This is a genomic window from Pseudomonas sp. GW821-FHT12A04, from assembly GCF_058807755.1.
This window is the reverse complement of the sequence record NZ_JBXAQZ010000016.1, coordinates 17,832-39,465: the sequence shown is the minus strand read 5'-3', so window position 1 is coordinate 39,465 and position 21,634 is coordinate 17,832. Positions and strand designations below refer to the sequence as shown.

The 21,634-nt window shown below is 55.8% G+C and carries 19 protein-coding genes and 4 pseudogenes; 11 read left to right on the top strand and 12 right to left on the bottom strand.

Features of this window, described 5'->3' with window-relative positions; translation table 11 throughout:
* Positions 1-167 precede the first annotated feature (167 nt).
* Entirely contained in the window at positions 168-1,124 is a 957-nt protein-coding gene (locus AC1RS8_RS23545) for a cyclase family protein (protein WP_458372941.1), read from the top strand.
* Positions 1,125-1,503: 379 nt separating this feature from the next.
* Here the strand turns inward: AC1RS8_RS23545 and csiR are convergent, their stop codons facing one another.
* Positions 1,504-2,202, bottom strand: a complete 699-nt coding sequence (gene csiR, locus AC1RS8_RS23540) for a DNA-binding transcriptional regulator CsiR (protein WP_458372940.1) — start codon at positions 2,200-2,202, stop codon at positions 1,504-1,506.
* Between the two features lie 195 nt (positions 2,203-2,397).
* On the opposite strand from csiR, the gene glaH reads away from it, so the two are divergent.
* The 4 genes from glaH (at position 2,398) to AC1RS8_RS23520 (ending at position 7,723) form a co-directional block, all read left to right on the top strand.
* Complete coding sequence (glaH, locus tag AC1RS8_RS23535; RefSeq protein WP_056723351.1) at positions 2,398-3,375, top strand: glutarate dioxygenase GlaH; 978 nt, start codon at positions 2,398-2,400, stop codon at positions 3,373-3,375.
* 89 nt (positions 3,376-3,464) lie between these two features.
* Complete coding sequence (gene lhgO, locus AC1RS8_RS23530) at positions 3,465-4,739, top strand: L-2-hydroxyglutarate oxidase (RefSeq protein ID WP_493163716.1); 1,275 nt, start codon at positions 3,465-3,467, stop codon at positions 4,737-4,739.
* 13 nt (positions 4,740-4,752) lie between these two features.
* On the top strand, positions 4,753-6,201 hold the full coding sequence (gabD, locus tag AC1RS8_RS23525; protein ID WP_458372938.1) for an NADP-dependent succinate-semialdehyde dehydrogenase: 1,449 nt from the start codon (positions 4,753-4,755) through the stop codon (positions 6,199-6,201).
* Positions 6,202-6,301: 100 nt separating this feature from the next.
* A complete protein-coding gene (locus AC1RS8_RS23520) occupies positions 6,302-7,723 on the top strand; it encodes an aspartate aminotransferase family protein (protein ID WP_223510977.1) in 1,422 nt (473 codons plus the stop codon).
* 725 nt (positions 7,724-8,448) lie between these two features.
* Here AC1RS8_RS23520 and AC1RS8_RS23515 read toward each other — a convergent pair.
* Positions 8,449-9,192: a PDC sensor domain-containing protein gene (locus AC1RS8_RS23515; RefSeq protein ID WP_056723344.1), complete on the bottom strand. Its 744-nt coding sequence runs from the start codon at positions 9,190-9,192 to the stop codon at positions 8,449-8,451.
* A gap of 108 nt (positions 9,193-9,300) precedes the next feature.
* On the bottom strand, positions 9,301-10,032 hold the full coding sequence (locus AC1RS8_RS23510; protein ID WP_056723343.1) for a FadR/GntR family transcriptional regulator: 732 nt from the start codon (positions 10,030-10,032) through the stop codon (positions 9,301-9,303).
* A gap of 279 nt (positions 10,033-10,311) precedes the next feature.
* Between AC1RS8_RS23510 and AC1RS8_RS23505 the strand changes: the two genes are divergently transcribed.
* From AC1RS8_RS23505 to AC1RS8_RS23495, 3 genes are all read left to right on the top strand, one after another.
* Positions 10,312-11,805 carry an aldehyde dehydrogenase gene (locus AC1RS8_RS23505; protein WP_223502633.1) on the top strand — a complete coding sequence of 498 codons (1,494 nt, stop codon included), beginning with the start codon at positions 10,312-10,314 and terminating at the stop codon, positions 11,803-11,805.
* 87 nt (positions 11,806-11,892) lie between these two features.
* On the top strand, positions 11,893-13,371 hold the full coding sequence (locus tag AC1RS8_RS23500; RefSeq protein ID WP_150727167.1) for an APC family permease: 1,479 nt from the start codon (positions 11,893-11,895) through the stop codon (positions 13,369-13,371).
* 66 nt (positions 13,372-13,437) lie between these two features.
* On the top strand, positions 13,438-13,923 hold the full coding sequence (locus AC1RS8_RS23495) for an ester cyclase (RefSeq protein WP_223502634.1): 486 nt from the start codon (positions 13,438-13,440) through the stop codon (positions 13,921-13,923).
* 214 nt (positions 13,924-14,137) lie between these two features.
* Here the strand turns inward: AC1RS8_RS23495 and AC1RS8_RS23490 are convergent.
* The 5 genes and pseudogenes from AC1RS8_RS23490 to AC1RS8_RS23470 all read right to left on the bottom strand — a co-directional run.
* A pseudogene (locus AC1RS8_RS23490) lies at positions 14,138-14,266 on the bottom strand (AsnC family transcriptional regulator); the annotation flags it as partial.
* Between the two features lie 24 nt (positions 14,267-14,290).
* Positions 14,291-14,682: pseudogene (locus tag AC1RS8_RS23485) on the bottom strand (site-specific integrase); the annotation flags it as partial.
* Between the two features lie 279 nt (positions 14,683-14,961).
* Positions 14,962-16,377, bottom strand: coding sequence for a tyrosine-type recombinase/integrase (locus AC1RS8_RS23480; RefSeq protein WP_223510975.1), 1,416 nt, complete (start codon positions 16,375-16,377; stop codon positions 14,962-14,964).
* Between the two features lie 322 nt (positions 16,378-16,699).
* A pseudogene (locus AC1RS8_RS23475) lies at positions 16,700-17,020 on the bottom strand (site-specific integrase); the annotation flags it as partial.
* Positions 17,018-17,275, bottom strand: a pseudogene (locus AC1RS8_RS23470) (hypothetical protein); the annotation flags it as partial. The pseudogenes AC1RS8_RS23475 and AC1RS8_RS23470, both read right to left, overlap by 3 nt.
* A gap of 73 nt (positions 17,276-17,348) precedes the next feature.
* Between AC1RS8_RS23470 and AC1RS8_RS23465 the strand changes: the two are divergent.
* Positions 17,349-17,492, top strand: a complete 144-nt coding sequence (locus AC1RS8_RS23465; protein ID WP_340317133.1) for a hypothetical protein — start codon at positions 17,349-17,351, stop codon at positions 17,490-17,492.
* Positions 17,493-17,617: 125 nt separating this feature from the next.
* A complete protein-coding gene (locus AC1RS8_RS23460; protein WP_489340323.1) occupies positions 17,618-17,842 on the top strand; it encodes a hypothetical protein in 225 nt (74 codons plus the stop codon).
* A 102-nt stretch (positions 17,843-17,944) separates the two neighbouring features.
* Here AC1RS8_RS23460 and AC1RS8_RS23455 read toward each other — a convergent pair whose 3' ends face one another.
* Complete coding sequence (locus tag AC1RS8_RS23455) at positions 17,945-18,073, bottom strand: hypothetical protein (protein ID WP_256353585.1); 129 nt, start codon at positions 18,071-18,073, stop codon at positions 17,945-17,947.
* A gap of 129 nt (positions 18,074-18,202) precedes the next feature.
* Here AC1RS8_RS23455 and AC1RS8_RS23450 point away from each other — a divergent pair, with 129 nt between their 5' ends.
* The gene (locus tag AC1RS8_RS23450; RefSeq protein WP_340317129.1) at positions 18,203-18,484 is read left to right on the top strand and encodes an excalibur calcium-binding domain-containing protein; all 282 of its coding nucleotides are present in this window, start codon (positions 18,203-18,205) and stop codon (positions 18,482-18,484) included.
* 159 nt (positions 18,485-18,643) lie between these two features.
* On the opposite strand, the gene AC1RS8_RS23445 is transcribed toward AC1RS8_RS23450, so the two are convergent.
* The 3 genes from AC1RS8_RS23445 to AC1RS8_RS23435 form a co-directional block, all read right to left on the bottom strand.
* Positions 18,644-18,985, bottom strand: a complete 342-nt coding sequence (locus AC1RS8_RS23445) for a hypothetical protein (RefSeq protein ID WP_489340324.1) — start codon at positions 18,983-18,985, stop codon at positions 18,644-18,646.
* Between the two features lie 79 nt (positions 18,986-19,064).
* The gene (locus tag AC1RS8_RS23440; protein WP_489340325.1) at positions 19,065-20,219 is read right to left on the bottom strand and encodes an alginate O-acetyltransferase AlgX-related protein; all 1,155 of its coding nucleotides are present in this window, start codon (positions 20,217-20,219) and stop codon (positions 19,065-19,067) included.
* Complete coding sequence (locus AC1RS8_RS23435) at positions 20,219-21,628, bottom strand: MBOAT family O-acyltransferase (protein WP_090454657.1); 1,410 nt, start codon at positions 21,626-21,628, stop codon at positions 20,219-20,221. The genes AC1RS8_RS23440 and AC1RS8_RS23435 overlap by 1 nt, the downstream gene beginning before the upstream one ends.
* Positions 21,629-21,634 lie beyond the last annotated feature (6 nt).

The window sequence follows — 21,634 nt, the reverse complement described above, 5'->3', positions numbered from 1 at the left end:
TAAACAGATCGCACTCTACGCCAGCGGCTACAGACTTTTGTAGCCGCCGCTCGTTTGTCATTAAGCGAGCACTTTCATTTCAATGTTTTGTATGTCCTGAGCGGTAAGGACGCAAGGCGCATTAGTCGTGCGCTTCAATAACCACCGTGACTGAAAAGGAAAACATCATGACTGCTGCAGTTCCTAAGATGGATGATTTTTTGAAGGACGCTCCTTCTAACTGGGGCAAGTGGGGCGCGGAAGATGAAGTTGGCTCTCTGAATTACCTGACCGCGCAAGAAGTCATGCGCGGGGTTGCGCATATTAAGACGGGAAGCATATTTACTTTACAGCGTATGATCGGTGATCCCGCAGGCGATCCGGTTTGGCCAGGCCGTACCCCGGCGGAACGTACTATGGTTCTCGATGAGTCAAGCTGGGACAATGATCATGGCCCATGTTATCCCGGCGGGTTGCACTACGCTGATGACAAGATCGACGCGTTCCTGCAAGGCTCCACGCAATATGATGCGCTTGGCCACCTCTGGTACGGCGGGAAAATATGGAACGGCTACGACGCGCGAACAACTGTGGGTGGCCTCGACAAGGCCAGTGTCGCACCTATCGGCGAGCGAGGAGTGGTCGGGCGCGGCGTATTACTGGATATGGCACGGCATCGTGGCAAGCGTATGCTGGATAAAGGTGAGACATTCACTCACATGGATCTTATGGCGTGCGCAGAGGCTCAGGGCCATACGATCGAGCCCCACGATATCCTGATTATCAGGACTAACTTCCTTCAAGCTTTCTATGAGCAGGGCGAGGCGTTTTACGACGGATTCTGCGAGCCAGGCCTTACATATTCGGAGGAGCTTGTTCGATGGTTCCATGACAAGGAAATTCCAAACCTTGTCACCGATACCATCGCCAATGAGGTCACGACAGACCCAGTATCAGGTGTGGCTCTGCCACTACACTGCGCTTTGATGCGTAATCTTGGTATCGCCTTTACGGAGATCTGCGACCTGGAAAAACTAGCCGAAAGTTGCGCTAAAGACAGGCAGTATACTTTCCTTTATGTGGCAGCCCCGCTAAAAGTACATCGCGCTGCCGGATCACCGGTCAATCCGGTAGTGATCAAATAGTCGTTTATGCTGGGGCAGGGTTACTCCTGCCTCAGCATAAGTGAAAGTCGCCGATTTCTGTCTTAATCTAGTACATTTGCTGGCTCAGTGATAGAGATAATCAATCTGTAGCTGGGCGAACTCTATGGCTTCTTTGTGAGTGTCTGCCTCCATTGTTTTTTGCCAAGTGCCTGATACAGATCAGCGAATATGCTTATAAGCGCACAGCTTAGTTAGTGAGCTGAGCTGTTAATCAATTAATTCAATGTTAATAACGCTCGGCTTCGCCTTATGTACTTAAACGCACAGTATATCGTTACCGGTAGATCAATGAATTAACTGCTCAGGACACTAGAGTGGGCGGATATGCTCGCTTTAGCCGCCCCGTTCAACCCCAAACTCACGCGGCACTGCCCATTCCTTGCACCAACATAATCTCGGCGATGATCGGTACCGGCGTCATCAGGTGAGTGCGCATCATGGTGCTGGCCCGTGGCGCATCGCGCGCCAGAATAGCTTCAACCAGCGCAGCATGTTCCTTGCGCTTCAACGCCAGGGCTTCTTCGGAGAAAACCGTCTGGGTCAGCCAAAGGTGGCGGTAGCGTTCGGCCTGATCAAATAGATAGCCACGTGCCTGTAACAGGTGTTTTGAACCACAACCGGTGGCAATAGCCGTGTGGAAGGCCTTGTGCCGTTCGTCCCAGACATCCAAGACCTGCTCTCGGGTTTTGACATTCATAACTTTCGAGAGGGTATGGGACTGGGCAAGGATCTGCGCCTCCCAAGCGTCGTCACCGCGCTCAATGGCCAAGCCTACGATCATCGCCTCGAGGTTGGCGCGGGCATCGTAGATGTCCTGCATTTCTTTCAACGACATGGGCGCGACCCGGTAGCCCTTCTGGCTGATCACCACCACCAGATGTTCGGCCACCAATTGCGAAAGCGCCTCTCGCAGCGGGCCAACCCCCAAGTCATAACGCTCCTTGAGCCCGCTCATGAGGAGCTTCTCTCCGGGCTTGAAGACCCCGCGAATGATGTCCTGTTTGAGTCGCTCATACCCGCTGAATGCAGAGTTCTGCTTGGGGGTGAGGCTATCCAAAGGTACTGCTCCTGAAAACGACAAGGTCCAATCATACCTAAACATCTGTCATACGAAAAACATAAGACGAAACGGTGCTTTGTCGACCATAAATAAAAATGTAGACATTTTAAATTTATGGCGATATTTTTGCTCTGAGCCTGATCCGCATCAATGCTGGAGGGGCCAATCCCTACCTTCTGCCCAGGAACTGCCATGAACGCCTTTACGCAAATTCAGGATCTTGTGATGCCACTGCCATCGGAGTGCAAGGGTTTCACTCTCACCCCTTCCAGCCAGTCACCGCGCCTGCTTGAGCTGAAATTTGCCAAGCAAACCGTCGACGCGTTCATAAAGGCGGTGACGCAATGGCCGGTCCAGGCTCTGGAGTACAAATCGTTCCTGCGCTTCCGGGTTGGCCAGATACTTGACGAGCTGTGCGAGGGCACCCTGCGCCCGGTGTTGATCAACACCATTCTCGACCGCGCCACCGGCGGCATGCTGATCACGCCGGAGGGGTTGAACGAAGTGTCCCAGGCCGATGACATGGTCAAGTTTTCCTCGGCCGTCGCGCACTTGATCGGTCGCTCCAACTTCGATGCCATGAGCGGCCAGTTCTACGCGCGCTTTGCAGTGGTCAACACCGACAACTCCGACAGCTACCTGCGCCAGCCACACCGGGTCATGGAACTGCACAACGACGGCACATTTGTTCAGGAGCGCACTGACTATGTGCTGATGATGAAGATCGATGAGCAGAACATGGAGGGTGGCAACACCCTGCTGCTGCACCTGGACGATTGGGGAGACCTGAACCACTACTACACGCATCCGCTGGCCCGCCGTGAAATGCGCTTCACCGCGCCACCGAGCAAGAACGTGCGTGAAGACGTGTTCCATGCGGTGTTCGACAACGACGCCGAAGGCCGCCCGACAATGCGCTACATCGACCAGTTCGTGCAGCCCAAGGACTTCGAGGAAGGCATTTGGCTGACCGCCATGAGCGAATCCCTGGAAGGCAGTCAGGAGAAGGTTTCGGTACCGGTGCCGGTCGGAAGCTTCGTGCTCGTCAACAACATGTTCTGGCTGCACGGCCGTGACCGCTTCACCGCCCACCCGGGCCTGCGTCGTGAGCTGATGCGTCAGCGCGGCTACATCAGCTACCAAAAAACCATGTACCAGCGCGGCCAGTAAGGTTTGGCAAACGCTGAAGTGACGAGGGCCACCTCATGTGGCCCTTATCGCGCTTCTAACAAAAACGTAATACAGGTGGGTGCAAGCTAATGGCTGCGTACGACTTCATCATCATCGGTGGCGGCATTGTGGGTATGTCCACGGCCATGCAACTGGCCCAGGTTTACCCGGACGCAAAAATCCTCCTGCTGGAGAAAGAGTCCGGCCCGGCCAAGCACCAGACCGGCCACAACAGTGGCGTAATCCATGCCGGCGTCTACTACACCCCGGGCAGCCTGAAGGCGCGCTTCTGCCTGGAGGGCAACAAGGCCACCAAGGCCTTCTGCGACAAACACGGCATCCGTTACGACGAGTGCGGCAAGCTGCTGGTGGCCACCAATGAGCTGGAAATGCAGCGCATGAGCGCGTTGTGGGACCGCACCGAAGCCAATGGGCTGAGGCGTGGATGGCTGTCGGCCGCCGAGCTGTGCGAGCGCGAGCCGAACATCGTCGGCCTGGGCGGTATCTTTGTGCCGTCGAGCGGCATTGTGAACTACGCCGAAGTCACCGCGGCCATGGGCCGAGAATTCGAAGCCGCCGGTGGTGAGATCCGCTACAACAGCGAAGTCGTCGCCATCGACGAGCGTCCCGATGAAGTCGTGGTTCGCACCGACACGCTGGAGCACCACGGGCGCTTCCTGATCACCTGCTCGGGCCTGATGGCTGACCGCGTGGTGCGCATGCTCGGGATCAAGCCCAACTTCATCATCTGCCCGTTCCGCGGCGAGTATTACCTGCTGCCCAAACAGCATAATCAGATCGTCAACCACCTGATCTATCCGATCCCGGATCCGTCCATGCCATTTCTCGGCGTGCACCTGACCCGCATGATCGACGGCACCGTCACTGTCGGCCCCAACGCAGTGCTGGCGATGAAGCGCGAAGGCTATCGCAAGACCGATTTTTCGCTGTCGGACATGTTCGAAACCCTGACCACCCCGGGCATTCTGAAGGTGCTGATGAAGAACCTGCGTCCCGGTCTGATCGAGATGAAAAACTCACTGTTCAAGGGCGGCTACCTGAAGGAAGTGCAGAAGTACTGCCCGAGCATCAACAAGAGCGACCTCACCGCCTACCCGGCCGGTGTGCGCGCACAGGCGGTCTCGCTTGACGGCAAGTTGATCGACGATTTCCTGTTCGTCAACACTGCCCGTAGCGTCAGCGTCTGCAACGCCCCGTCGCCTGCAGCGACCTCCGCCATCCCGATCGGCGCATACATCGTCGACAAGGTCCGTGAGCAACTAGCAAGTGCCGGTGTCAGTTTTGTCAAACCCGCCAACTCCACTCGGACCGCCCCGATGGCGGCTTCCGGCGCAACCCGCTAATGAGGAATTTCGCGTGCAACTCAACGATCAGAAACTGTTTCGCCAGCAAGCCTATATCGACGGTGCCTGGGCAGATGCTGACAATGGCCAGACCCTCATGGTCAACAACCCGGCCACCGGTGAAATCATTGGCAGCGTGCCGAAGATGGGGGCGACCGAAACCCGTCGTGCCATTGAAGCCGCTGACAAGGCGCTAACGGCCTGGCGCGCCCTGACCGCCAAGGAGCGCGCCAACAAGCTTCGCAAGTGGTTCGACCTGATGATGGCCAACCAGGAAGACCTGGCCCGCCTGATGACCCTGGAGCAAGGCAAGCCACTAACCGAGTCCCGTGGCGAAATCGCTTATGCCGCTTCCTTTCTGGAGTGGTTCGGCGAAGAGGCCAAGCGCGTGTATGGCGACATGATCCCCGGTCACCAGGTCGACAAGCGCCTGATGGTGCTCAAGCAGCCGATCGGTGTCACCGCCGCCATCACTCCGTGGAACTTCCCTTCGGCGATGATCACCCGCAAGGCCGGTCCGGCCCTGGCCGCCGGCTGCACCATGGTCCTCAAGCCGGCCTCGCAAACGCCTTACTCGGCCCTGGCCTTGGCCGAGCTGGCCGAGCGCGCCGGCATTCCGAAAGGCGTGTTCAGCGTGGTCACCGGCAGTGCCGGTGAAGTCGGCAGCGAGCTGACCGGTAACCCGCTCGTGCGCAAGCTGACCTTCACCGGCTCCACCGAAATCGGTCGCCAGCTGATGATCGAGTGCGCCAAGGACATCAAGAAGGTGTCGCTGGAACTGGGCGGCAATGCACCCTTCATCGTCTTCGATGACGCCGACCTGGACGCCGCTATCGAGGGGGCGTTGATCTCGAAGTACCGCAACAACGGCCAGACCTGCGTCTGCGCCAACCGTCTGTATATCCAGGACGGCATCTACGACGCCTTCGTCGAAAAGCTCACCGCGGCGGTGGCCAAGCTGAACATCGGTAATGGCCTGGAAAGCGGCATCACCACTGGCCCCCTGATCGATGCCAAAGCCATGGCCAAGGTTCAGGAGCAAATTGAAGACGCTGTGAGCAAAGGCGCTCGCGTGGTTGCCGGCGGCAAGCCGCATGCCCTGGGCGGGACCTTCTTCGAGCCGACCGTGCTGGTTGATGTTCCGCGCAACGCCGCCGTTGCCAAGGAAGAAACTTTCGGTCCGCTGGCACCGCTGTTCCGCTTCAAGGATGAAGCCGATGTGATCGCCATGGCCAACGATACCGAATTCGGTCTGGCGTCCTACTTCTATGCTCGCGACTTGAGCCGGGTGTTCCGTGTGGGCGAAGCACTGGAATACGGCATTGTCGGCGTCAACACCGGGATCATCTCCAACGAAGTCGCGCCGTTCGGTGGCATCAAGGCTTCGGGTCTGGGCCGTGAAGGCTCCAAGTACGGCATTGAGGACTACTTGGAAATCAAATACCTCTGTATCGGCGTGTAATTACGGCGGACATTCATCAAGCGTCAAGTGGGGTGGAAATGAACACCCACCAAAGCCTGTAACAATGCCATATGGCTGTCATTCCCCGGAGTTCCTTAACATGAATTGCTCGAATCTTTCGCTCGCCGAAAAGGATGTTCAGCATCAACTGCACCCCTACACGGATGCGCGACTGCACCAGGAAGTAGGCCCGCTGATTATCGAGCGTGGCGAAGGCGTTTACGTCTATGACAATCAGGGCAAGCGTTATCTTGAAGCGATGTCGGGTCTTTGGAGTGTGGCGCTGGGTTTCAGTAATGAGCGTCTGATCAAGGCGGCAGAGCAACAGCTACGCAAACTGCCCTTTTATCACCTCTTCAGCCACAAGGCTCACACACCCAGTATCGAATTGGCCGAGAAGCTGATCGAACTCGCCCCGGTGCCGATGAGCAAAGTCTTCTTCACTAACTCAGGCTCTGAAGCCAACGACACCGTCGTCAAGATGATCTGGTATCGCAACAATGCCATCGGCAAGCCTGGCAAAAAGAAGTTCATCAGCCGTCATAATGCGTATCACGGCATTACTGCTGTCAGCGCCAGTTTAACCGGGCTGCAGGTGAACCAACGTGGTTTTGACGTGCCGCTGCCGGGCTTCTTTCACGTTGCCTGTCCGCACCACTATCGCAATGCCAAACCTGGCGAGACCGAGGAACAATTTGCTGATCGCCTGGCAACCGAACTCGAAGATGTCATTCTCCGGGAGGGCCCGGAAACCGTAGCCGCTTTTTACGGCGAACCGCTGATGGGGGCGGGCGGCGTGATCGTGCCTCCGCGCACGTATTGGGACAAGGTTCAAGCGGTGTGCCGCAAATATGACGTGCTGGTCGTTGCGGATGAAGTGATTTGCGGCTTTGGTCGTACCGGTAAAATGTTTGGCTGCGAAACCTTCGGCATCAAGCCGGATGTCATGGTGGTTTCCAAGCAACTATCTTCTTCGTATCAACCGATCGCGGCAGTCCTGATCAACGATAAGGTCTTCGAGGGGATCGCCGATCAGAGCCACACCTTCGGTACTCTGGGCCATGGCTTCACCGGCAGCGGCCACCCGGTTGCGACTGCAGTTGCGCTGGAAAACATAAAAATCATCCAGGAAGATCGGCTTATCGAGCGCGCCTGCGAGTTGGGCGAACAACTTCAGGCCGGACTGGCTCAATTTGCTGATCATCCGTTGGTAGGGGAGGTCAGGGGCTGTGGACTGATCGCCGCTGTGGAGCTCGTTGCGGATCGTCGGACAAAGGAGCCGCTGGATACGGTTGGGAAGCTGGGGCGCTACCTGGCGGGACGTGCGCAGGAGTACGGCATGATCACAAGGGCGATGGGAGACTCGATCGCATTCTGTCCACCACTGATATCCACGACAGAAGAAATACAGTTTGTGGTTGATACATTCAGCCGTGCACTCGACGACACTGACCGTTGGTTTGGTCTGGGTGTCAACCAAAGCATGTGGCATCAGTGGGAGGGCTACACACACAACTCCTGATAGCGCGTCTCGCTGTCATGAAGGTGTATCGATCATCGGCGCGGCCCGAGTACTGGTCGCGCCACCATTTTAGTTTCGTGAGTAAAAATGATTCTTCACGGATTACCGGGAAAGACGCGCTTGATCTTCATGAAAAAGAGCTCGCTGTCCCGGTGGCCGTACACCCTCTGTTTGATAACCATGATTTATATCTTTTTAATTAATCGGTTTGAGTTGACCAACGAATCCGGCTCACAATGTCTCTAGGTCGGCCTGTTGTTCCGGGTGCTGGCTAACCTCCAGGTCAAAAGCTGTATTCATTTCCACTACAGCCGCCTCGATTTGAGTGCGTCCCCTTTAGCTCCAAATTTCGAAAAGTGATCTGACCGCAACGCGGGTTTTAGTCGGGCTCGACAGGCAGGAAACGTGTGGAATGAGGCGTCAAAGTACTTGTTTCAGTCGTTCACGGACTTCGTGAAGAACCCAGTGGCTGTGCGACCCACTGCGGCTCCTTCTAAAGGTTGTGATCTTCCAGTGTCGCGGTGAGAGTGCACAGCTTCGTCAACTCGGTTGAGATGATTTTTGTGCAATTGCCTGATGGAATAGGCGGCTAGAATGGGGGCCACTTTCGGTAGCGGAGTGCATGGCGACCTCCAGCCATCCATGGCAGGAGCTTTCATTCGATAGGACTTTTCCTGATGCGCCTGGGTTTAGATTTGGTTTCTCAAACCAAGATGGAGTCTTGATCAAAACCTTGGGACAGGCCGCTCTACGACTCTCCAATATGACGATGTGTCGATAAGGCTCAGGACGCGACCCTGTTCTTTGTCCAGGCTCAGGGTGCCTCGGATCAAATCACCGGCCAGCCAACTCGGTGTGTTAGCCGCCAGCACCCTACCTTCGGCGTTGAGTAACAACGCCTCATTACTGACTCGCATAAGGCTGCGCACGAGCAAGGGCTCCAAGGAGTGCAGAGAAATATCGGCAGCAGCTACACCAATGAAGCGATCTGCGAAAAAAATAGGAACCGAGAACGCAATGATGTACTGCTCCGTGCCGTACAAATCCACAAACGGGCCGTCTATGGAGGGCTGCCGGGTTTGCTGGGGGAGGGTGTACCAAGGCATATGCAGGTAATCGTAAAAACGTTCGCTACGGCTATTAAAGTTCAGCGTCAGAGGCTTAATTTCTTCTTTTTGGGTTCGGCACCACCATTCCAGATGCATTTCGCGGCCTTCCAGCTCACCAGGAGCGAATACCACGCCGGCACCATGAAACTTGAGGTTTTCCGAGTTCAGGATTTGTCGAATAATCGGCAGCAATGGCTTCAGGTCGCCTTGGCAGGGGCGCTCCTTTTTGCTACACGTATGCTCCCAAATGCTCAATACCGCGGCGCTCATATCGTTGAGCCCCTTGAATACGTTACTTACGGAAGCATTGATTAACGTGGCACATTGGGACAGCTCGTTTGCTGACATTTCGTTAGCCATGGCTCTACCTCATGACTCAGAGAAGACAATTCGGTGCCTGCAGTCGACGGGGTATGCGACACCGAGCTGCATAGCGAGCGAATAATTCAGCAAGTTTCGTTCCATTCATTAGTCGCCTTCTGCCATTTGTTGTAGTCGTAAGGTGCTTAGGCGGCGAACGCCTCGTGTTACATGTGCTTCTGCCAGTGCGCCGGCCAGATTGGCATCGTTCGCTACGATGGCTTCCAGGATAGCTCTATGCTCCCGCTCGATGGCCTGAGGGTCTGGTTGGCCGGCAAACGGCAGCCATAGCAGTTCCCCAAGCTCCGCCTGCAGACGCGCTTCGCTGTGAGTCAGGCGCACAGACTGCGCTGCCACGGCTATTTCGATATGGAATCTGGCGTCTGCTCGGCGTCGCTCTCGCCGCTCTTGAGCGTTGGCCAGGGCGTCGACAAGGCTGCTCAGTCTTGCATGTTGCTCAGGTCCAGTGCGCTGAGCCGCCAGTCGGGCGGCGGCGCCTGAAATGGCAGCGTGCTCATCGGCGAGGTCACGGAGTTCAAGCGTGCTGAATTCACGTAGTTGATCGAACAGTGACTGATCTGAGGTTTGCGGCGCGGCGCAGATGAAGCTCCCTCCGCTGCGTCCACGCCGGGTTTCGATAACCCCGCGCTCTCGCAAGCCTGCCAGCGCGTCCCGCAGCGTAACCGTGGCGACGCCGAGCTGTGTGGCCAGGGCACTTTCATTGGGGAGCTGTTCGCCTTCTGTGAACAACCCCAGATCGATCATTTCTATCAGGCGACGGGTAACAGACTCCGTTTTACCTTCCTGGTTAAGGCGTATGAGGCTTGAAGTAGGGCTCATGGTTGATTCATTCATGGGCGGCGCCGTTTTACGCCTGTGGCAATAGTCCGATATAGCGTCAAGCGCGTCCGGATGTGTGTTTCTTTTAAAATTCTATTTCATATTTAATATTATTTTTGTACGTATTCGTGGGGAGATTCTAGAATTTTTGCGCATGAAAAGTCAAAAAAATCACCTGATGTTCGCTTTTTTGGGGTTCTCATGGGTTAAAAGATATGGTTCCATATGTTTAAGGCGATTTGAGATCGCATCCATCCGAACCCAGGAGCAGTTTTAACCATGAGTCAGTTGACCCGATCAGAGTGGGAAGCCAGAGCCAAGGCGCTGAGCATTGAAGGGCGAGCCTTCATCAATGGCAAATATGTGTCGGCCAGTTCAGGTGCAACCTTCGAGTGCATAAGTCCTATCGATGGGCGTGTGCTTGCCTTGGTCGCGAGTTGTGATGCGGCGGATGCGAATTTGGCGGTCGCCAGTGCCCGGTCGGCGTTCGAGTCCGGTGTCTGGTCACGCCAAGCACCTGCAATGCGCAAGGCAGTGATGGTGCGTTTTTCCGAATTGTTGCAGGCCCATGCCGAAGAGCTGGCTCTGCTGGAAACATTGGACATGGGCAAGCCGATTTCCGATTCGCTGTCGGTCGACCTCCCGGGGAGCATTGACAGTATCCGCTGGTGCGGTGAGGCAATCGACAAAATCTACGATGAGGTGGCAGCGACCTCGGTTGATCAGCTCGGGCTGGTTACCCGGGAGCCGGTTGGGGTGGTTGCGACTATCGTGCCGTGGAATTTTCCACTGATGATGGCGTCTTGGAAGTTGGGGCCGGCGCTGGCTGCCGGTAACTCCGTGATCCTCAAACCCTCGGAGCGTTCTCCGCTGACGGCTATCCGCATCGCACAGCTAGCTCTGGAGGCGGGTCTTCCAGCGGGTGTGCTCAATGTTCTGCCGGGCTATGGCCACACCGTGGGCAAGGCGTTGGCCCTGCACGGTGAAGTTGATACCTTGGCGTTTACCGGGTCGACCCAAGTGGCCAAGCAATTACTGGTTTATGCGGGTGAGTCGAACATGAAGCGAGTCTGGCTCGAGGCCGGCGGCAAAAGTCCCAACATCGTATTTGCGGATGCCCCCGATCTGCAGGTGGCGGCCGAAGCAGCAGCGGCAGCCATCGCCTTCAACCAAGGTGAGGTTTGCACTGCCGGTTCACGTTTGCTGGTGCAGGCATCGATCAAAGAGCGTTTTGTACCGATGGTTGTCGAGGCCATGAAGGGCTGGAAGCCGGGGCATCCTCTCGACCCTGACACCAACGTCGGCGCACTGGTGGATGGCCGTCATCTGGATGGGGTGATGCAGTACATCGAAGAGGGTCAAGCGCAAGGCGCGCGGCTCTTACTCGGGGGACGCGTGGCACGGGTAGAAACCGGTGGCAGTTACGTAGAGCCAACCCTGTTCGACAACGTCAGCAATTCGATGAGAATCGCTCAGGAAGAGATATTCGGTCCCGTACTGTCAGTCATCGAATTCGACGAAGCCGAGGATGCGGTACGCATCGCCAATGACACCCCTTACGGTCTGGCCGCAGCTGTCTGGACGTCTGACCTGTCTCGAGCCCACAACATGGCCCGCGCACTTCGTGCCGGCAGTGTTTGGGTCAACCTCTATGACGGCGGTGACATGATGGCGCCGTTCGGCGGCTTTAAACAGTCCGGCAATGGCCGTGACAAATCCCTGCATGCCTTTGATAAGTACACGGAGATCAAGGCCACCTGGATACAACTCTGAGTCAACTCTGGTTAATCGCGCAACGGATGGGATGGCACCGTCCAATCAACGCCTATTAAAACAAATTCCTTTTTGAAGGATGTTGCAATGAACAGCTCAATTAGCGCCAAGGTAGCTGTAGATCAAGACGCGGAGCAACTCCGTGCCCTTGGGTACACCTCAAATTTCGAACGTAGTATGAGTCTGTGGCAGAACTTTGCCCTTGGATTCACCTATCTGTCCCCGGTAGTAGGGGTCTACACCTTGTTCGGCCTGTGCTTGGCCGCCGGCGGGCCACCAATGTTCTGGTCCTACCTGCTGGTGGGGTTCGGCCAGATGCTGGTGTGTCTGATTTTTTGCGAAGTGGTATCTCAATACCCGATTTCCGGCGGCGTCTATCCTTGGGCCCGTCGTCTGGTTGGCAAGAAGTGGGCATGGATGGTTGGGTGGATTTATGCCATCTCTCTGTGTGTCACCATTGCCGCCGTCGCGCTGGGGGCTGGCCCCTACATCGCAAACCTTCTAGGTTTCGAGTCGTCGCCGGTAACTAACACATTGGTCGCGCTATTTTTGACGGCGACGGCGACGGTCTTGAATCTCAGTGGTACCAAGCTATTGGCGCGGGTGGCGATGTTCGGTTTTCTCTGCGAACTAGTCGGGGCTTTGTTGATCGGTGGATACCTGCTGATCTTCGAGCGCCACCAGCCTTTGAGCGTATTGTTCAATACTTTTGATATTTCCATTGATGGGGCCTATTGGCCTGCGTTTCTCACGGCCTCATTGGCGGGGATGTTTCTCTACTACGGCTTTGAAGCTTGCGGCGATGTTGCCGAGGAAACCCCAAATCCGAGCCGCCAAGTTCCAAAGGCGATGCGGATGACTATCTGGATCGGCGGCGCCGCCTCGATCTTTGCGGCCCTGGCGTTGATCCTTGCAGTTCCAGATATGGCTGCGGTCATTTCCGGGCAAGACAAAGACCCGATGTCGACCATATTCGGCAGCGCGTTCGGTCCTGTGGGCTCTCGGGTAGTCATGGCGGTCATTACGGTTTCGTTCGTTTCCTGCGTGCTGAGTTTGCAGGCATCCGCCAGTCGTTTGCTTTATGCCTATGCTCGAGACGAAATGCTCATGGGCAGTAATGTGCTGAAAAAACTCTCGCCTACGACACACGTCCCGACTGCAGCCCTGGTGGTGTGTGGCGTGCTGCCCGCGATCATTGTGTGCGTAGGCTTCTACCTTCAGAACGCTATTGCGCTGGTGGTAAGCTTTGCCGCCATCGGTATCTACCTGGCGTTCCAGATGATTGTTGGCGGGGCGCTGTACGCCCGTATCCGTGGGTGGAAACCCAAGGGCCAGTTCACCATGGGGCGTTGGGGTTGGATAGTGAACATCGCTGCCCTTTGCTACGGCATGTTCGCAATCATCAATATGTCCTGGCCGCGTACCCCGGATGCGCCTTGGTATGTGAACTACGGCATCGCACTTGTCGGTGCCATCGTCATCCTTGTCGGTGTCCTATACATGACCCTGTTTCGTCCCTATGAAAAGGGCAAGGCCCCAGCTTCGGATGCCTGGAAAAACCGTTAATTGACATCAATGCCTGTCGCTAAGCGCGGCAGGCAAACCGATCTTCTAACAATAAGGTTGAAGGCTATGACGTCTCGAATCCACTCACTACTGTTCGGGCTGTTTCTGGTTCTGGCCAGTCATGCAAGTTTTGCGGCAGGCCAAAACGATACCCTCGGCGTGATCCATGACTATATGAAGGCTTGGAATGCCCACAATGCGGATGCGGCGGCCGAGTATTTTTCTGATAACGTTGAGTTTCTCGACGCCTCGGTGGGCACACCTCAAGTTGGCCGCGAAAACGCTAAGTCCCAAGTAATTCAGGTGTTCATGCAGGCGGTGCCGGATCTGCAATGGAAAATGTTCGGCGAGCCGATTGTCAATGGCGAGAGCATTGCCTTTGAATGGGAGTTCAATGGCACCAATACCGGTCCCTGGAGTGCCGAGACCCCAGCTACTCAGCGCCCCCTCAGCTTCAAGGGTGTTAGTTTCATACATCTCAAGAACGGCAAAATTCTCACGCAGCATGACTACTACGACGCCCTCGGTTTTAACAAGCAACTGGGCTGGTAACGGGTTATTACAGTTTGCAGTATCAGGGGAGGCCTGCCTACGCAGTGAGGTCACCCTGTGCAGAGTGCTGTCGATAATAGCGATCCATACTTACATTTAGTGGCGCGATTTATACCAGATGTACGATGAGTGGGGGGGTGACCATGTTCATCTGATGATTCAAAGAGTATCCGGCACGATCTGCTTATTCCTGTTGGCGAAGATGTTCATTTCCACCTGCGCGCGATTGTACGGTTATACCTACATAAGCCTGGATACCACCATCTATTAGCTGCTGGCCTAGGCGTACACCGTACCCGGTAATTACTTTAGTTTTCACCAATTGGGCTATTCTTGAGGTCAGCGGGTCCAGATCGACATTTTTTCATTCGGCCCACAGCAACTCGCCACTCCGGCACAAGGTGCCCAGGCTGATCCAAAGCGAGAGTTGAGTTTCCTTCTTTAACGGTCGATTGCATTCGTACTTTTGACCCGCGGGGAGGCCGCTGCAATCGGCGGTCATTTGCTGGAAGCGATTGTGCAGTTCCAACAGCTCGGCGGGCGAAAGGATCCGGCTTCTTTCGGCCTCGTAGTCGGCCGGAATCAGGGGGGGATGTCGACCAGCTCAGTCGGATCGCCCTCGGCCAATAAGGCCCGCCAGGGCTGGCGCTTTCTGGCCCAGCTGAACATCTGGGTGAGGTCGGCGAAGAAACTGATGGCTTGCCGGTGAGCGCCGCGGTTGACCTCGTTGCGGGTCAATGCCCGAGCATAGGGTTCGGAAAAGCCGATTCGTTAGGGTCGTCGTTGCAGGCAAGAGCTCATTCGGAAACTAGCAACTGGTCGAAAAGCAATGCTTCCTCCAGGGTGTGTGCTGAAGTGTGGGCTGGGAATTTTTTCAAAACACAGCAACGACAAAGCCCTGAATAATCAAGGCTTTGTCGTATAAAGATGGCGGAGGCGATGTCATCGATGGATGGCGCCTGGTGGATGACTCACCAAGTAGACGCCAGAAATGTATCTGTTCAAGATATTGTTTTTCGGAGCTCCACTGAATGCTAATTAATTGGGAAACAGAGGCAATTGATCGCTAGAAGTAGTTGCGAAAATTCTTTCAAGACGTACCCCTAGCAATCTCCAAGCCTCGGTTTTTTCCTTGGCATAATCATGATGAAGATAATGTCGACGAACCTTTGATCCACCAAGTACATGATTTTGGCAGCGATCAATTATCTCTATTGTTACACCGAGCTCTTGCATCATAGTTGCGCCTGTTCGGCGCAAATCGTGAGGGGTCCATTCACCTTTGCTTCCCTTGTTGAGCACCAATGAGTCATCGTGGTGGCGGCCAATGAGTGGTTTACTGCGTTTTTTGAATCGGCACTGCCGGTCACCGATTAACTTGCTAACTGTCTTCGTATCGACATGGCTTTTCTCGACTTTGCTGGGGAAGCAGTACGGCGTATGTCCGCTTTCCCTTTGCAATAGCTTGAATTGTGTCAGCACGAAAGAGGACATAAACACGTGGTGATCCTGACGTCTGCCCATATGTCCTTTGGTGGATTCGGCTGGAATGAGCCAGGTTCCTTTTTCCAGATCCACGTATCTCCATTCAGACTTGAGCAGTTCTCCGATGCGGCAGAGGGTACCCAGACAGATCCAGACTGCGCATTGCACGCGTGGGTTTACTGGGCGGATACCAGAGTATTTCTGGCCGGCGGGTAGGGCGTCATAGTCGTGTGCCAGACGCGCGAAGATGTCGCGCAACTCGCGAATTTCATCAGGAGAAAGTACGCGGTCGCGTTGTTCTTGGTAGTCGTGATCGAGCAGTTTGTTGGCGTCTATCAAGTAGGCCGGATTTCCATCGACCATTAGGGTGCGCCACGGTTTGCGTTTCTCAGCCCAGCGCAGCATCTGGCCGATGTCCTTACTGCGAATCACAACGGCGCGGTTCAGGCCGCGGGCTTTGACCGAGCGTAGGACAGTGAGCAGATCTTTCTCGGTGAGGTTGCGCAGCGGCTTATCGCCAATGACTGGTAACACGTCTTTGGTGAAGCTGCGGCGCAGTTCAGCGTTTCCGTCCTGGCGGGATACGCCGTCGCGAATCCACTCCTCGAAGAGATCAGTGACTGTCTTGTTCTCTCCCGCCTGACGTTCGGCCTCGGCAATGGTGGCGAAAATGGCAGCCTGGGCTTCGATTCTGGCGGCTTTGCGGGCGGTGATGGGGTCTATGCCTTTAGTGATGCTCACTCTCATTTCGTCACGCTCGGCACGAATTTGCGCCAGCGATTTCTTCGGCCAACTGCCCAAACGATGATCACGTTTGGTTCCGTGCAGTTTGAACTCGTAGCGAAATAGGAGAGTAATGCCGCGTACACCGGCGCGAACCTTGGCAGTCAGGCCACCGTCTTCGCGTAGCGTCCTCCCGTCATCCGCGGAAGTGAGCGCCTCCAGTTGTTTCGCCGTTAGTTTTGCCACTGTCGACCTCATGTCTGATTCCAGTGTCTTGAAATTTTGCCCCACTTTTGCCCCACCGAATCACTTGGCTGTCGATGGATGTTAGTGGATCGCTATAGAGGTTAATATAGCCTGAATCCCCGTAAATTCTAGGTTAAAGCGTTCCATGAGAGTGTACGTTCGTCCATGGAATTCCAGACCTTAAGTGTATGGGGTGCTAGGGGTCGAGTGTTCGAATCACTCCGTCCCGACCATTATTCCTGAGTAAAATCAGACACTTAAGCCGATCAGCTAGATCGGCTTTTTTGTGCCTGCGCAAAACCTGCACAAAACTGGCGCAAAACTACCCGGTGATTTCACTGATATTCAGGTCCGGAATTGCCTCGGACCAGACGATGTCCTCGTGGTCCCGCTGGTAGTTTTTGGTCATGCCTTCGCTCGCATGACCAGCGATTTTCTGTCCATCCTTTCCGGCTTTTTTGTACAGGTGCAGCGACAGCGCGCGCACTTCGTGAAAGCCCGGCATCTCTTCTTCTTTCCATCCTGCGTAGCAGTTCGACGCCTCCCGGGCTTCTTTGAATGCTTGCGTCAAATACCTCTCTTCAACCTTCGTCCAGTGATCTTTGTGCTGCGCTTGTTTCTGTTTACGGCGTTCGGGCTGGCGCTCGCTGCGAGGGCGATTGCTGTCCTGATTTGCGGTCTTTTCAATTGCCATGGCTTCGATATAGACGTCCGCCCACGGGTCGAGCTCAATCCGGTCGAAGCCAACGTTCTGTTTTCCTATGGGAAATTCGCGAACGTTCGGCCGGACAGTTTTTTTGAATACATCCCGGCACATTCCCAAGTAGCCAGGTGCATCCATGGCTCGGATAAAACGGGGAGGGACGGGCGCGACTTGGGCCGCGCTTCGATTGGACATAGGGATTCTTCACCCGCCGTTCACCGGCAGGGTTTGTGGTTTAATGAGATACGTTCTTAAAGGAGTTGATGCTATGGAAAAGGCGTTTCGAAATCCGTTGTTCTTAACTGGGCTGCCACTGGCGATCTGCGGCGTTGCTATCACCGCGCCCGGTCTTTGGATTCCTGGGTTGGTACTGATGATTGCAGGTTGGGCAAAGGGAAATAAGCGACCCTGACTTTACCGTCGCGGCCCCTTGTAGATGAGCCAGAGCATGTAGAGCGGGGCTGCTATTGGTAAGAGGATCATGCCGCCACCCGCGCTGCCACGATCTCATCGATGAATCCCTGCGGACGTTTCGCAGTGAACTTTCCCTCCCTCTGGGGAACGGACACTATCGCCGACTTCGAGGACGGCACTGACCTGATCAACCTTAGCGCCAGCGGATTGACCTTCGCGAATCTCACTGTTGGAGAACAATTAGGCGAGGCCGTCATAACCGTCACTGGCCAGCCGGGTGTGGGAAGCATCACCTTGACCGGCGTCCCACAGGCAGCCATCACCGAGGCGGACTTCGCCTTTATCTGAGTAATCAGCGCATGCTCACGCCGGGTGATGGCGTGAGCATGCCGAGGAAAAGGGGAGGTATTTCCTTGCTCCGAATGTGCTGTCGAGCGTGACTGGCCTGAGTCACACCGACGTCATCATCACCGCGAGCGTCATCTTGATGAATTCTCCATTTTTATCGATGGCCTTCAGGGCGAGTTGGTTTTCGCTGATCCTGAACAGCAGGGAAGGGAGCAGGTCAGTATTTGGCATCTGCTCTTCCTTCCATCTCGCGTAGTAATTTGCCGCTTCCCACCGGCAGGCTGTATGTGGATTAGTGGATTACGCTGTAAAGCAGGCAACGTGAGAACACAAACGGTCTCTCATCATGGATGGATCAAGATGAAACTGATTTTGGTTGTGCTTGTTGTTGGTCTGTTGGCTTGGAAGCTTTCCCCTGAATTACAGTCCTGGGCTGAGGCTCGGCTATCGAGTCCTCAAAGAATCTCCGTGGTCTTGACTGCGCCGAAGCCTGTTTCGGCTCCAGTCAAATGCGACGGACGCAAGTATTGCTCGCAGATGACGTCGTGCGCAGAGGCAAAAAATTTTCTGCGTAATTGCCCAGGAATGAAAATGGATGGCGACAACGACGGAGTACCCTGTGAGTCGCAGTGGTGCCGGTGACTATTCGCAGTTCACCGGCAGGCTAGTAAGTGGGTCGTGGAAATCTGATGAAGGGCGTAGGGCACGCTTTGAAGGTGAGCTACGTTTTATTGGTTCACCTCGCTAGTTGCGTTACACGCACTCTCCCCGGAGGGGACTGGTGGTAGCGGTTGCGATGATCTATGCCTGAATTCCTATGTCACCCTGTGCAGCTTGTAACGCTCGCTCCTCGGTCAGCGGCGTTAAAGTTGGTTGCGTGTTGCTGGCGTGCAAGTAAAGAAAGTAGTGCCCTGAATCGTCCAGCAATACCCGGCACAGTTCTGATGGCCGAAAGTTGTTACCGATATAAATACTTTCCTTGAGGATCTCGAAAGATTTGATCCCATGCTGTCGCATAGTCGTTTCAAAGGCTTGGTAAAGACCCTCTCTGCGGCGTAGATTGTTTCGAGCATTTAGCTTGAAAAAAATCACCATCAGCACGGCATAGCTGATAAGGAGTATCACAAGGGCGCTAGTCCGCATGCGTGGAGCTCCATGTCCTCTCAATCGCTGTGCATCTCAGTTTAGGCGCGTTCCTGGTGGAGTTTAAGAGAAGGCAGGCCTACCGCAACAAGCGATAGGCAATGGGTTCGATGTAAGCCGACTGCAGGTCCCGCTCCGGGATCTCCCAGATGATTTGCTTTGGCGGCGTTTCTTTGAAGGCCGGGTTGTTGAGGTAGCTGTTGGCAGCGCCAGAGAACGCTCCACCGTCTTTGGCGAAGTTACCTACGGGGGCGCCCAGCGCCTGCTGCACAAACCCTGCGAAGTTGGAGTTGCGTGAGAATGAAGTGCCGATGAGCGCGGTGTTGGGGAGGTCGGCATCGCCAAAGAGGTCTGCCTCCGTGTCAGGGCTGGCGGCTGACGCAACGGGAAGTTCGTGGGTGCTGGTCTGGGCGACCATTTCGGGTGCGGGTTGCCATTTGAGCGGCAGCCAGTCGATGCCCGCCAGATGGACCAGATCGCCAGATCGCACCGCGAGCGGGGCATGACTTTCGTTGAACGACCTGCGTGGCGTTGCGCTGATGCCCAGGGTCTTCAGTCGCTGCGCGATAGCCTCGGCCGCCGCCTTCGCGCCGGGCTCGCTCCAGTGCGTATCGGTGCGCAACCAGGCACTGGCCCCCAGTGGCGTCAGCGCACCGGTGAGGTCCAGATTCGCCACGCCAGCCACATCCAGCTTCGAGGTCCAGGCCTGGATGCGCCTTTCGTGAGTGGCTGGGCGGTGCAGTGCGCAACGCTGCCCGGAAGCGATGCGGCTCTTGTCTGGAACGATGACCACCAGCAGGCTGATGCCACGTTGGGAGAGCTGCTGCTTCAGATCAATCACTGCCTGGACTTTGGCATCGGCATTGCGCTGTGCTTGATGATTGACCTTGAGCTCATCGGCCAAAAACAACCAGTCAGGACAACCCGAGCGAACCCTTGGCCCGGTGTCACTGAGCAGAAGCCAGCTGACACCGCGCTCCAGCTCGGCGAAGGTCGTGGGGAGTTGAGCGTTCGACAGTTCCCTGGCGATCTGATGAGTGATATCGCCGTCAAAAAGCTGCGGTGTCAGCACTTTATCGGGCAACAGCGAGATCTGCCCTGAGACGATCAGACGGCCAGAGGACAGCAGCCCGACGAACAGGAATATCAGCAACGCCACGCCTGCCAGCCGACTGCTGCGTGTCGCCAGCTCATCTGGCTGTGTGGGTGGCGGGGTGTGCTTTGGGGTCGTCATCAGAATTGGAAGTACAGGAAGGGTACGGTTTCGCGACTGGCGATCAGTGCGAACGACAGCATGAAACCGGCGATGGGCCAAAGGGCTGCGGCGTAAAACGCAATGCCGCCCAGTCGTTTCTCACAGTAAGGGCGCAGCAGTGGTGCGATGACACCGAACACACCCAGCAAGCCTGCAAGGCCGTGTACCGGGCGCAGGGTCACGGACAGTTCATCACCGAGGGCGATGCCCTGCAGGCCGAACTGTCCGGCATACAGACTCAACGCGCTATGAAAGTCGGGGGCGCGGAACAGTGTCCAGGCCAGGCACACAAACAGTAGAGTCAAGCCATGGGACAGCACCGGCGGTACAGAGGGCAGGGTGGAACGGCTCCAGGCACGATCAACGCATAACGCGAGGCCATGGGCGCAGCCCCACAACAGGTAGTTCCAGCTGTCGCCACCGTGCCAGAGGCCGGCGATGGCCATGATCAGGAACAGGTTGCGGTAGGTTTTCCAGGTGCCGTTGCGATTGCCACCCAGCGGAATGTACAGATAGTCACGTAACCAGCTGGACAGCGACAGGTGCCAGCGGCGCCAGAAGTCCTGGATGCTGTTGGCCAGATACGGACGGTCGAAGTTCTCGGGAAAGTGAAACCCCAGCATCAGTCCCAGCCCAATGGCCATGGCACTGTAGCCGGCGAAGTCGAAGAACAGTTGCAAGGAATAGGCAAGGCAGCCTATCCAGGCGTCAGAGAAACTTGGGTTCTGCACATTGAACGCCACATCGACCACGGGCGACAGGGTGTCGGCCACCAGCACCTTCATGCTCATCCCGACCATGAACCTGCGCGCACCCAGCGAGAAATTCTGCAGGTTGAAACAACGTTGATTCAGCTCGCGCCGAACCCAGTCATAGCGAATGATGGGGCCGGCGACCGAATGGCCGAACATCGAAATATAGGTGGCGTAGTTAATGAAGCTGCGTTCGACCGGCACGGTGCGGCGATGCACATCCACCAGATAGGAAATCGCCTGCAATACGATAAACGACAGCCCGGCCGGCATGATGACCCGCTGCCAGTCCAGGGGCATGGCGCCGTACCAGGTGGCGGCATCGATCAAGGTGCCGGCGACGATGTTGGCGTACTTGTACCAGCACAGCACCGCCGTGTTGAGCACGATCAGCGTTGCGAGTAGCCGTACGCGGCCCTTGCTTTCTTCCCGTAAGGCGTCAATCAGCAAGCCGCCGACCCACGCCGTGATCGTCAGCGCCACATGCACCGCGAGGAACTGTGGGCTCAACCAGCCATAGAACAGCCAGCTGCCGATCAGTAGCGTGACGTTGCGCCAGGCGGTTGGGCACACTGCATAGGCACACAGGAACAGCGGCAGGAACAGCGTCAGAAACTCGAGAGAAGCAAAAACCATGGTGGT